This window comes from Caulobacter sp. Root1455, assembly GCF_001426905.1.
Taxonomy (GTDB): Bacteria; Pseudomonadota; Alphaproteobacteria; order Caulobacterales; family Caulobacteraceae; genus Caulobacter.
On record NZ_LMFQ01000021.1, the window covers coordinates 325,766 to 337,755 of the forward strand.

Sequence of the window (11,990 nt, forward strand, 5' to 3'; positions counted from 1 at the left end):
GAGGCGCGCCGCGCGCCGGTCAATTGCCATTACCGATCCGTAATAACATCGCCCCAGGCTGTCGCATTATCGCAACACGATCGCCTCATTTCCGACGAACGCCGCTCAGATTTTCCACAAACCGATCGATAACACGGGTCTCACCCCCCGTATCCCGTTGGGTTGAAAGGCAAATTCGCCCCATTCCCGCCACGGGCGGCCTTTCGACCAGACGCGACAATAAAACAGGTCAAAACGCCCCCCATCGTGTTGACATTCGGGAAATCACCCCAAGAAACAGCCCTGTTATCGCTATCAAATGCTGAACACTGACCATCTGCGAGAAATTCCTCCCGCGCGTCGCCCAAATTTCGGACACATTTTACCGCCGCCGACCGTTGCACGGGCGCCTAAGTGTCGGGATGATGAGCAACAGTCGCCTCGGCGCGCCCCCTTCCCAGCCCTCCCCCGCGAGAGACACCCCATGACCGCGTTCCGACGTGTAACCGACTCGCTTTCGGTCAGCCCTCAGATCGCCATCGACGACCTGGGCCGCGCCGCGAGCGAGGGCTTTGTTCTGGTGATCAACAATCGCCCCGACGACGAGGAGCCGGGCCAGCCCTCGAGCGCCCAGGTCGAGGCCGCGGCCCGGGCCGCGGGCCTGGACTACGTGCATATTCCGGTGCGGGGCGGGCCTACCCCTGACCAGGTCGAGGCCGTGCGCCGCGCGGTCGAGGGCGCCGAGGGACCTGTCCTGGCCTTCTGTCGTTCGGGCACGCGCTCGATCGTCACCTGGTCCCTGGGCCAGGTCGCCTCGGGCGCGGCCGATCGCGCCACCCTGGTGCGCCAGGGCGCGGACGCCGGCTACGACCTGTCGGGCGTGCTCGGCGTCTAGGGAAGACCTAGTCGTGGTGGCTGAGAACGACCCGGGCCGCCATCGCCGACGGTTCGGGCTCGCAGCTGGCCAGCACGAACTGAGCCGCGATGAGACAGAGGATGGCGAAGGCCGCGCGCTGGAGCCGTTTTGAAACAAAAATCGCGGTGTCGGCGGCCATGATCGTTACTCCGGGAGGTTTACGGACCGCTCACCGCAAGACCGGCGCCGGGGCTCCCTCCACACCCCGCTGGGCCAGACACCGCAGGGAAAGGCCGACATGATCCCCTTCGTCCGCGAGATCGAGTTCGAATACGGGCGCTGCGACCAGGTCTCGCCGCTGATCCGTCGCGTGATCGCCGACAATCCGGGGCCCTTCACCTATGTCGGCACCGGCACCTACATCGTCGGGCGCGGGACGGTGGCGGTCATCGATCCGGGCCCCGATCTCGACGGCCATCTCCAGGCGCTGCTGGCGGCGCTGGAGGGCGAGCGCGTCAGCCACATCCTGGTCACCCACCACCACAGCGACCACTCCCCCCTCGCCCGCCCGCTGCGGAAGGCGACCGGGGCGACGATCCATGGCCGCCGCGCGCCGCACCTGGCCGAACCGGATCCGGGCCTGGTGCTGGAGGCCGGCGAGGACGAGGGCTTCCGCCCCGATGTCGAGATCGCCGACGGCGACGTCTTCGAAGGTCCGGGCTGGACCCTGCGGGCCGTGGCCACGCCGGGCCACACCTCCAACCACGTCTGTTTCGCCCTGAAGGAAGAGAACGCCCTGTTCTCCGGCGATCACGTGATGGGCTGGTCGACCACGGTGATCACCCCGCCCGACGGCGACATGGGCGACTATTTCGCCAGCCTGGAGAAGGTGCGGGCCCAGGGGTTCGACACCCTGTGGCCGACCCACGGCTCGCCGGTCCGCGACGTGGCGCCGTTCATCCAGGCCTATGCCGACCACCGGCGCGCCCGCGAGGCTCAGGTCCTGGCGGCCCTGGCCCAGGGGCCGACCACGATCAAGGCCATGGTCCCCACGCTCTACGCCGCCGTCGACCCGCGCCTGCACCCGGCCGCCGCCATGTCGGTGCTGGCCCATATGCTGCTGCTGGTGAAGCAAGGGCGGGTCGGCTGTGACGGCGAGCCGGGGCTGGACAGCCTGTATCGGCTGGTCTGAGGTCCTACCCCTTCACCACCGCCAGCAGGTCGCCCACCCGGCGGCAGTTGCGGCCCCGGTCGCCGCCGGCCTCGCGGCCGATCGCGCGCATGTCGACCCGCGCCCCGGCCGTATCGGGACGCACCCGCACGACCAGGTCGTCCTTCAGCCCGTACCAGAAGCTCTGGCCCGTCGCCTCCAGCCGACCGTCGATCGGATCGTCGGTGACGATCGACAGGCCGGCGGCCTGGACGGCGACCTTGGCCGCCTCGTAGGCGTCGGCCGGCGAGCGCGCGACCACCAGCGGCCGGGCGGCCGCGCAGGTCTCGGCGTTGACGTCGGCGACGCGTCGGCCGGCGAAGGCCAGCGAGCCGACCGGCAGGCTGGGGTCCGCCTCGACGGTCTGGGCCTCGCCGCCTCGGGCCGCCAGGGCGGCGTCCGACAGCATCAGCGGCGTCTTCCAGTCGGTGGAGACGTCGTGGATCGGCGGGGCGCCGCCGCCGACCGCGTTCGCCGCGACCATGGCGGCCAGGGTGGCGACGGTGATCGTCAGGGCCAGCAAGGCTTTCTTCCAGAACCGCGAGAAGCCGCCGAACAGGGCCACGATCAGACCCAGCACGCCGGTGGCGACGCCGAGCATGGCGGCCTTGGGCGCCCAGTCCAGGGTCATCTGCTGGTAACCGAGCGCCAGCGGGAACAGTCCTGACTTCACGCCCAGCGCGCCGGCCCCGACCAGCAGGGCCGGCGCCAGGGCGATCAGGATCGTCAGGTCCAGCAGGCCGGAGGTGAAGCCCCCCTTGGCCTTGTTCGCCGCCTCCTTGGCTTTCGCCTTGGCCTTCCCGCCCTTGCGGCTGGGAACCAGCGGCATGGCCAGCGGCGCGTCGTCGGCGGCGAAGACCGGCGCGGCCTGGAAGGCGTCTTCCGACACGGACGCGACGGCCGGCGCGGGCGCCAGCGGGCCGAGGGGGAAGTGCTCCTCCTGGCCGCGTTGCTCGAACAGCGGCTCCACCTCGGGCGCGAGAGGTGTCGCGGGGGGCGCCGCGCGGATCGGCGCCGCGACTTCTGGTTCGGGTTGGGGCTCGGGCTCGATCCTGGCTTCGGACTCGGCGTGCGCCAGGGCCTCGACCACCTGCGGCTCGGGCAGGGGCGGCGGCTCCGACAGCGGGTCCTCGGGCTCGGGCGCGTAGATCCGCGTGGCCTGCGCCCCGTCGGCCGCGGCGAGGGTCGCGGCCGGGGCCTCGGGCTCGGCCGCCGCTTCGGCGGCCCCCTCCCCCGTCGGCGCCGCGGCCAGACCCGGCAGCACATAGTCCTTCATGCGCTGGCGGATCAGCTTCTTGTCGATCTTGCCGGTCGCGCCCAGCGGGATCTCGTCGACGAAGACCACATCGTCGGGCATCCACCACTTGGCGATCTTGCCCTGCAGGAACTCCAGGAACTCTTCCTTGGTGGCGGTCTCGCCTTCCATCAGCTTGACCAGCAGGATCGGCCGCTCGTCCCACTTGGGATGCGGCACGCCGATCACCGCCGTCATCGCCGCCTTGGGATGGCCCAGGGCGATGTTCTCGATGTCGATCGAGCTGATCCACTCGCCGCCCGACTTGACCACGTCCTTGGCCCGGTCGGTGATCTGCATGAAGCCGTGGTCGTCGATGGTGGCCACGTCGCCGGTGTCGAAAAAGCCCTCGTCGTCGAGGATCTTGCCGCCGGCGCCCCGGAAATACTCGGCGGCGATGATCGGGCCGCGGATCTTCAGATTGCCGAAGCTCTTGCCGTCGTGCGGCAGGCGCCGGCCCGCGTCGTCGGTCAGCTTCAGCTCCACGCCGAACGGCGGCCGGCCCTGCTTGAGCCGGTAAGGCATCTGCTGGTCGTAGGGCAGCTTTTCCAGCGCGTCGGTCATCACCGACAGGGTGCCGACCGGCGAGGTCTCGGTCATGCCCCAGGCGTGGACCACCTCGACGTCGTAGTCGTCGTGGAAGGCGCGGATGATGTGCTCGGGGCAGGCCGCCCCGCCGATCACCACTTTCTTCAGCACCGGCAGCTTGGCGCCGGTCTCCTTCAGGTGATGCAGCAGCATCTGCCAGACCGTCGGCACGGCGGCCGAGAAGGTGACGCCCTCGGTGTCGAGCAGCTCGAAGATCGAGGCCCCGTCCATCTTGGCGCCCGGCATGACCATCTTGGCGCCGGTCCCGGGGGCCGAGAACGCCACCCCCCAGGCGTTGGCGTGGAACATCGGCACCACCGGCAGGATCACGTCCTTCTGCGACAGGCCCATCACGTCCGGCTGAAGCGTGATCAGGGTGTGCAACACGTTGGAGCGGTGCGAATAGAGCACGCCCTTGGGGTCGCCGGTCGTGCCCGAGGTGTAGCAGAGGCCCGCCGCCGTGCCCTCGTCGAAGCCGCCCCAGGCGCAATCGGCATGGTGTTGCTCGACCATGTCCTCGAAGCACACCAACCCCTTGAAGTTGGGGGCCTCGCCCGCCGGCCTGAAGTCGGCCGGCATGTGGCCGCGGTCGGTGAACAGCACCACGTGCTCGACGCTGGGCAGGTGGTGCAGGACGCCGGCGATGATCGGCAGGAAGGTCAGGTCGACGAAGATCACCCGATCGCCGGCGTGATTGGCGATCCAGGCGATCTGTTCGGGGAACAGGCGCGGGTTCAGGGTGTGGCACACCGCGCCGATGCCCATGATGCCGTACCAGGCCTCCATGTGGCGGGCGGTGTTCCAGGCCAGGGTGCCCACCCGGTCGCCCGGCTTGATCCCCATGGCCAGCAGCGCGTTGGACACCCGCTTGGCGCGGTCGCGGATCGCGCCATAGGTCGTACGGACGATGGGTCCCTCGACCGACCGCGTGACGACTTCGCGCGCGCCATGCCACTGGGCGGCGTGGTCGATGATCTTGTCGACCGTCAAGGCCCCGTGCTGCATCAAGCCTTGCATCGGCCCCGCTCTCCCGATCTGTTATCGTTGTTCAGACAAGGCTAGCGGCGCGACGGCGACGGCGCAACGCGGCGCGCGCCCGGGGCGATCGAAACCTGATCGCGCTGATCCGTCGCAGCGCCCGTTCAGGCCACGGAAACCCCGATGGCCTATAGTCCGCGGACACGGCGACGGACAGGCTTGATTCAAGTGCGAAGACTGCACGCCATCTTGGCCGACGACCGGCTGGACGAAGTGGCGATGGACACCCATCGCCTGCTGCTGTCCCGGGTGATTCCAGCCTTGCTGTCGGCCGCCGTCGCCCAGCTGGCGTTGGGCGTGACCTTCGCCGCGTGCTGGCTGGCCGTGTTCCTGACGGCCGAGGGTCTGGCGCGGCTGGCGACCGGGCGGTTCAGGCCGGGAGTCCCCGGCACGCCGACGATGCGCGCCGTCTTCCTGCTGGGCGCCCTGCCGATCAACCTGACCTGGTCGTGGCTGGCGGCGATGATTTGGTTCTCGCCGCTTCCCGACATGAAGCTGGCCGCCGTCGCGGTGTGGGTCGGACAGATCGTCTACACCCAGAACTTCCGCCACCAGCCGGTCGCCCTGATCGCGGTCTCCGCCTTCGCGCCGATGGTCAGCCTGATCGTCTTCCCGCTGTTCTTCCTCCCCGGTCAGGGCGTGGGCCCCAACATCGCCCGCTGGGGCCTGGTCCTGGTCGTCGCCACGACGCTGAACGTCATGCTGGCCAACCGCGCCGCCGCCAACCGGATGGACGCCCTCACCCGCGGCCTGCGCGAGGAACGCGAGCGGGCCCTGGAGGCCAACCGCGCCAAGTCGACCTTCGTGGCCGTCACCAGCCACGAGCTGCGCACGCCGATGAACGGCCTGCTGGGCATGGCCTACGCCCTGGACCGCACCAACCTCAACGAGGCCCAGCGCCGCCACGTGCGCCTGATGATCAAGTCGGGCGACAGCCTGATGCAGGTGCTCAACGACGTGCTGGACCTGTCGAAGATCGAGGCCGGCAAGGTCGACCTGGACCACGTGGCCGTCAATCTGCACGACCTGGTCCGCGCGGCCGGCGACGCCTGGCGCGACGCCGCCGCCGAGAAGGGCTTGTGGCTGCGCGCGGAGATCGACCCGTCCGCGCCCGCCTGGATCCTGGCCGACCCCCAGCGCATCCGCCAGGTGCTGATGAACCTGATCTCCAACGGCCTGAAGTTCACCAGCAAGGGCGGGGTGACGATCCAGCTGCTGGCGCCGCCGCCGGAATCGTCGCGGCCCCTGTCCTCGACGGCCGACGGCGCGTGCGAGATCCGGTTGCGGGTGGTCGACACCGGCGTCGGCGTCGACGCCGATGTCCACGACCGCATCTTCGAAAGCTTCACCCAGGCCGACAACGCCGTCTCGCGCAGCCACGGCGGCACGGGTCTGGGCCTGACGATCTCACGCGCCCTGGCCCATCAGATGGACGGCGACCTGGTCCTGGAAAGCGGCGACCTGAAAAAGGGAGGGGGCGGCGCGGCGTTCGTCTTCACCCTTCGCGCCGTTCCGATCGCGCCCCCCGCCGCGACGGCCGAAGAGGTCGAGGATCAGGACACGCCGGACCTCGACACCCTGCGGATCCTGATGGCCGAGGACAACGCCATCAACCAGGTGGTGGTGCGCACCATGCTGGAAGCCACCGGCGTGGCCCTGACCATCGTCGACGACGGCCAGGCGGCCCTGACCGCCCTGAAGGCGGACGCGTTCGACGCGGTGCTGATGGACATCAACATGCCGGTGATGGACGGCATCACCGCCCTGAACGCCATCCGGGCCGGCGTGGCGGGCGATCCGGCGATCCCGGTCATCGCCCTGACCGCCTCGGCCATGTCGGGCGACCGCGAACGCTTCCTGGCCATGGGTTTCGACGACCACCTGGGCAAGCCGATCCGGCCGGCCGACCTGCTGTCGTCGATCTGCTCGGCCGTGCGGCCGAAAGACCGCTGCACCAAGGCGGCCCGGTCGTAGCGCCGTTCCCAGCGCAATGGCGCTTGCAAAAATAAATCCCAGCCGATCCCTTCCAGCCTCTGATTGTCGCGTTGGGAGCCGCCGTTGAAACTCGATCTGAAGCGCATCGTGGTCTTTACGGCCGACGTGCCGGGCCTTGCCCGTTTCTACCAGGACGTCATCGGTCTCGCCGTGTGCGGTCGGGAAGACGGATGGGTCGAGTTCGACGCGGGCGCCTGCCGCCTGGCGCTCCACCATGGGAAACCGGTCGTGGGTCAGCGCCCGCCCAAGCTGGTGTTCTTCGCCGCCGACGTCGCCGCCGCCAAAGCCATGCTGCAACGGCGCGGGGCCGTCGTGCTGGGTCCGGTCAAGTCCACGAGCACCTTCGACATGTGCGACGGCAAGGATCCGGACGGCAATCCGTTTCAGATCTCGAGCCGAGGCTAGCCGCCCCTACCCCATCGATTCCGCCAGGGCCCGGGCTTCATCCTCGAAGGCGCTGACCGTGTCGACCCGGCGCCAGGCGATGTCGCCGGTGTCGCGGGACAGCTGGCTTTCCAGCACGGCGACGTCGGCGTCGGAGGCGTCGTTGACGCGGGCGGCGACGCGGGCGCGCAGCACCTCGGGCGGCGCCTCCAGCCAGACGCCCTGGAACGCCACGTCGACGTCCTTGGCCAGGGCCTCGGCGCGGGCCCGCTGCTCGGGTTTCAGGAACACCGCGTCGACCACCACCGAGCGGCCGGCGGCCAGGGTCAGGGCCGCGTCGCGGAACAGCTCGCCATAGACCCGCTCGCTCATTTCCGGCGTGTAGGCTTCCTTGGGCAGACGCTGCAGCGAGGGCACGCCGCACAGGCGCTTGCGGATCTCGTCGGTGCGCAGGACCACCGCCCCCGGGGCCGCGCCCAGGCCGGGCGCGCAGACCCGGGCGAAGGTCGACTTGCCCGAACCCGAGAAGCCGCCGGTCGCCACCAGGCTGACCGGCTTGGGGGCCAGGTGCTCCAGCGCCGTGGCCAGATAGGCCCGCGCGGCCTCGTCGTCGTTGCTGTAGGCCCAGACGTGGGTGCGCACCGCGGCGCGGACGCTGAGCATCAGCGGCAAGGCCGCAAGGCCTGTCCACAGGCCTTCGCCAAAAGTGCGGGCGGCCTCGTCCAGATAGGCGTTCAGCACCCGGCCGGCCGCGTCGCGGCGACGGCGGAAGTCCAGGTCCATCAGCAGGAAGGCCAGGTCGTACTGGATGTCGATGTCCGACAGCGAGTCGTTGAACTCGATGCAGTCGAACAGGATCGGCTTGCCGTCCTCGACCAGGATGTTGCCCAGGTGCAGATCGCCATGGCAGTGCCGCGCGAAGCCCTGCCCCGCCCGCTCGTTCAGCAGCGGGCCCAGGCGCTCCAGCGCCAGGTCCGTCTCGGCGATCAGCCGCTCGACGGCCTGGGCGCCCAGCCGCGGGGCCAGGCCGCGCAGCAGGTTGGCGTTCGAGGCGATCGTGTAGCCCAGGGCCCCGACCCCGCCGCCCTTCGGCCGCAGCGGCGCCCCGGCGTGGAACTGGGCGATGGTCCGGCCCAGGGAATCCTCCAGCGCGTCGTCGATGGCCCAGGGCTGCTGGGCCAGCACGCCCTGCTCGTCGAAGCGGCGCATCTCCAGCAGGTACTCGACGATCTCGCCGGTCCCGTCCATCTCGACCCCGCCGGCCTCGGTCCGCGTCAGGCGGCGCACGGCGCGATAGATGTCGGGCGCGGCGGCGCGGTTGAAGCTCAGCTCGCGCTCCAGCGACCAGCGGCGCAGCTCCAGGGTGGAATAGTCCAGAAAGCCGAAATTGACCGGGCGCTTGACCTTCCAGGCCGCCTCGCCGACCAGGAAAACCCGGGCGCACGAGGTCTCGATCACCCGATCGGCCCGCTCGCCCATCCAGGCGGCCACTTCCTGCTCGCGAACCGTCTCCGCGTCCTTGATCACGCCCCAACCTCTTCAAACACGCCGGAATTCGGGGCGTCGGCGTCCCCATAGCGGAAAGTTCGCGCCGCGTCGCGGCCAGTGCGCTTGCTTACGCTTTGGTTGATCGGATATGACCTATTAACCTTAGATAGAGTCACAACCGCATGCTGATCGACGCCGTCCTCAACCGGTCCGAACGCAAGAAGACCGAAATCCTGACCGCCGCGCGCGGCGTCTTTCTGCGGGAGGGCTATGCCGCCGCCGGCATGGAGGTGGTGGCCCGCATGGCGGGCGTGTCGACCGCCACGCTCTACGCCTACTTCCCGAGCAAGGCCAAGCTGTTCGAGATCGTCGTCCACGACGCCGTCGGACGCATGGCCGAACCCGTGCGCGAGAGCGTCCAGGCGATCGGCGACGCCCGCGCCCGGCTGACCAGCCTGGCGCTGGCCTATGCGACCTTCATGTCACAGCCCGCGACCCGGGCGATGTTCCGGATGGTCGCCAGCGAACGCCGGCGCTTCGAGACGGTGGCCGACCACGTCCTGCGCGCCGCCCACCAGGACCTGGGCGGGGCGGCGATCACGCTGATCCAGGACCTGGTCGAGACCGGCGAGCTGGCGGTCGACCAGCCGGCCTGGGCGGGCGGCCAACTGCTGGGCATGCTGGATCACGCCACCCTGGTGCTCGGCCTGGCCGCCGGCGACGAGGCTCAACCGGCACGGCCGCTGGGTGAGATTTGCGCCGACGCGGTGGAGACGTTCCTGGCGCGGTATGGGGTCGAGCCCCGCTAGGACGACAAGGCTGGACGGTCGCCGGGCAGTCCGTCTAGCTTGCCGCTCCAGGGGACTTCGATGACACCGCCAAACATCAGAACCAAGCTCGGCTTGGGCTTGCTTTCCATCCTGGCGGCCGCCGGGCTTTGCGGCTTCGCGGGCCAGGCCCGTTTTGGCGATCCGGACGACGGCTGGGCGAACCAACCCGAGTTCGCGACGAGCCGCGCCATCTGCCGACGCTTCAAGACGCTCGCCGTTCCGGCCAGCGACATGCCCGATCCGGCAACGGCCGCCACCCTCAAAGGCTGTTCGTCGGAGGCGCTTTATTATGGGATCGGCGTTAAGCGCGACCCGGTCAAGGCCCGCCAGTGCGCGATCTTGGAGCTGAACGACCCCGATAACCGGGACGGCGTCTTCTCCGGAACAGGCATGCTGATGACGATCTATGCGACGGGCTTCGGCGCCAAGAAGGACCTCGACCTCGCCACCCACATGGCCTGCAATACCTGGGGCGCGCCCGTCGACACTGACATCCTTGTCCACGCCCTGCAGACGCGCAAGACCGTCCCGGACCCGACGCCTTTCGACTACTGCTACGACGTCAACCAGGGCGCATCGGATGTTTCGATGCCGGTGTGCGCCTGGCACGAGCAGCGGCGGACGAAGGCTGTCCGGGACGTCAAGGTCCAGGCGCTGACGGCGGCTTGGACCGCCGAAGAGAGCGCCGCCCACGACCAGCTGCTGAAGGCGCAAGGCGCGTTCTTGGAGCTTCGCCAGATGAACGAGCGCGGCGCCGGCACGATCAATCGCAGTGCGACCGCGCGTTTCGAGATGGAGTTGGAGGACGATCGTCTCGCCCTCCTGCAGCGCATGACGGCAAGCAAGGGGCCGACCGCTTCGCCGGCCCAACGCACGGCCGCCGACACCGCGCTGAACCAATTCTACCGCAATCTCATGCCGCTCCTGCCGCAGAAGGAGATGGTGGACTATGACGTGACCAAGCCGGGCGTGCGTGAGGCGCAGAGGGCGTGGATCGCCTATCGGGACGCGTGGCTGGCCCTGGCCGCCGTCAAATGGCCCAACGCTTCCCAGGACGGACTGGCGACCTACCTGACCCGAAAACGCCTCGGCCATCTGCATTGCGACGCCTATCACAACGGCGACGAACGGTTCGAGCAGGAGTGCGGCTAGGCCCTACGGAAACAACCTCTTCGTCTCCCAGCCCTCGCCGTCCCGCTCGTAGACCAGCCGTTCGTGCAGCCGGAACGGACGGTCGCGCCAGAATTCGATGACCTGGGGGACGACACGATAGCCCGACCAGTGCGGCGGGCGCGGCACCTTGCCCAGGCCGAACTTCAGGGCCATCTCGGCCACCCGGCGTTCCAGGGCCAGGCGGTCGGGCAGCGGGCGGGATTGGTCGCTGGCCCAGGCGCCCAGCTGGCTGTGGCGCGCCCGGCTGGCGAAATAGGCGTCGGCCTCGGCCTCGCTCACCGGCTCGACCACGCCGCGCACCCGCACCTGGCGGCGCAGCGACTTCCAGTGGAACAGCAGGGCCGCCTTGGGCTGTCCGCCCAGCTCCACGCCCTTGGCGCTCTGGGTGTTGGTGTAGAAGACGAAGCCCCGGGCATCGACGCTCTTGAGCAGCACCATGCGCGAGTCCGGCAGGCCGTCGGCGTCGACGGTCGACAGGGCCATGGCGTTCGGGTCGCTCGGCTCGCCCTTGCCGGCCTCGGCCAGCCATTCCCCGAATTGGTGGATCGGGTCGCCCTCCGGCAGCAGCGGCGGGGGCACGGCCTCGGTCACCCGGCGGACATAGTCGTCCTCGGACGGCGAGGCGGGGATCAGGGGCGCGTCGGTCATGAGGTGGATATAGGGCGCCGCGCGCCAAAGGACCAAGCGTGTGGGGCCAGGCCCCTCGAGCTTGACGCGGCTGGCTGGCCGCGCGCATTAGCCGCCAACGATCGCGCGGACGTTTCGCGCCCATGGAACAGACCCCTGATGAAACTCGGCACGCGGGCGCGACTGGCCTGGATCCCCCTGGCGCTGTGGTGCGCGGCCGGCCTGTGGATCGGCTATGTCGAAGCCGTCAGATGGAAGGGCGACGACGTCCAGGACTGGATCATCCTGGCGGCCGGCGGCCTGTTCCTGTTCGCGGGCGGGGCGTGGAACCTCTGGCGGCTGCGCGCCAAGGCGGCGGAACAGGCGCGGGTCGAGGGACCGGACGTCGACGTGCCGGTCACCTGGCATCGCAAGAGCGGCTCCTGGGCCGTCATCCTCTTCATGGCCGGGGTGTTCGGGATCTTCGGCCTGGTCTGGCTGATCAGCGGCCAGATCCGCTGACGCCCGCTTGGCTTGAAAACGCTCGGA

General features: G+C 69.5%; 11 protein-coding genes. 7 read left to right on the forward strand and 4 right to left on the reverse strand.

All coding sequences use genetic code 11. From position 1 onward, the window contains the following. Positions 1-463: 463 nt before the first annotated feature. Positions 464-874, forward strand: coding sequence for a TIGR01244 family sulfur transferase (locus tag ASD21_RS13695; RefSeq protein WP_056441984.1), 411 nt, complete (start codon positions 464-466; stop codon positions 872-874). Between the two features lie 7 nt (positions 875-881). On the opposite strand, the gene ASD21_RS23950 is transcribed toward ASD21_RS13695, so the two are convergent. Beyond that, positions 882-1,034 carry a hypothetical protein gene (locus ASD21_RS23950; protein ID WP_156390625.1) on the reverse strand — a complete coding sequence of 51 codons (153 nt, stop codon included), beginning with the start codon at positions 1,032-1,034 and terminating at the stop codon, positions 882-884. Between the two features lie 99 nt (positions 1,035-1,133). On the opposite strand from ASD21_RS23950, the gene ASD21_RS13700 reads away from it, so the two are divergent. Further along, entirely contained in the window at positions 1,134-2,027 is an 894-nt protein-coding gene (locus ASD21_RS13700) for an MBL fold metallo-hydrolase (protein ID WP_056441987.1), read from the forward strand. A gap of 4 nt (positions 2,028-2,031) precedes the next feature. Here the strand turns inward: ASD21_RS13700 and ASD21_RS13705 are convergent, their stop codons facing one another. Next, positions 2,032-4,944: a long-chain-fatty-acid--CoA ligase gene (locus ASD21_RS13705; RefSeq protein ID WP_056441991.1), complete on the reverse strand. Its 2,913-nt coding sequence runs from the start codon at positions 4,942-4,944 to the stop codon at positions 2,032-2,034. 189 nt (positions 4,945-5,133) lie between these two features. Here ASD21_RS13705 and ASD21_RS13710 point away from each other — a divergent pair, with 189 nt between their 5' ends. Next, positions 5,134-6,939, forward strand: coding sequence for an ATP-binding protein (locus tag ASD21_RS13710; RefSeq protein ID WP_327019761.1), 1,806 nt, complete (start codon positions 5,134-5,136; stop codon positions 6,937-6,939). A gap of 84 nt (positions 6,940-7,023) precedes the next feature. Next, positions 7,024-7,365, forward strand: coding sequence for a VOC family protein (locus ASD21_RS13715; RefSeq protein ID WP_056441993.1), 342 nt, complete (start codon positions 7,024-7,026; stop codon positions 7,363-7,365). A 6-nt stretch (positions 7,366-7,371) separates the two neighbouring features. Here ASD21_RS13715 and ASD21_RS13720 read toward each other — a convergent pair whose 3' ends face one another. After that, the gene (locus tag ASD21_RS13720) at positions 7,372-8,871 is read right to left on the reverse strand and encodes a bifunctional aminoglycoside phosphotransferase/ATP-binding protein (RefSeq protein ID WP_056441996.1); all 1,500 of its coding nucleotides are present in this window, start codon (positions 8,869-8,871) and stop codon (positions 7,372-7,374) included. Between the two features lie 143 nt (positions 8,872-9,014). Here ASD21_RS13720 and ASD21_RS13725 point away from each other — a divergent pair, with 143 nt between their 5' ends. Together ASD21_RS13725 and ASD21_RS13730 are read left to right on the forward strand one after the other, a co-directional pair. Next, positions 9,015-9,641, forward strand: a complete 627-nt coding sequence (locus ASD21_RS13725) for a TetR/AcrR family transcriptional regulator (protein WP_056441998.1) — start codon at positions 9,015-9,017, stop codon at positions 9,639-9,641. Between the two features lie 60 nt (positions 9,642-9,701). Then, positions 9,702-10,814, forward strand: a complete 1,113-nt coding sequence (locus ASD21_RS13730) for a lysozyme inhibitor LprI family protein (protein ID WP_082554759.1) — start codon at positions 9,702-9,704, stop codon at positions 10,812-10,814. Positions 10,815-10,817: 3 nt separating this feature from the next. Here the strand turns inward: ASD21_RS13730 and pdxH are convergent, their stop codons facing one another. Then, positions 10,818-11,483: a pyridoxamine 5'-phosphate oxidase gene (pdxH, locus tag ASD21_RS13735; RefSeq protein ID WP_056442455.1), complete on the reverse strand. Its 666-nt coding sequence runs from the start codon at positions 11,481-11,483 to the stop codon at positions 10,818-10,820. Between the two features lie 138 nt (positions 11,484-11,621). Here pdxH and ASD21_RS13740 point away from each other — a divergent pair, with 138 nt between their 5' ends. After that, complete coding sequence (locus ASD21_RS13740; RefSeq protein ID WP_056442012.1) at positions 11,622-11,963, forward strand: hypothetical protein; 342 nt, start codon at positions 11,622-11,624, stop codon at positions 11,961-11,963. Positions 11,964-11,990: the final 27 nt, after the last annotated feature.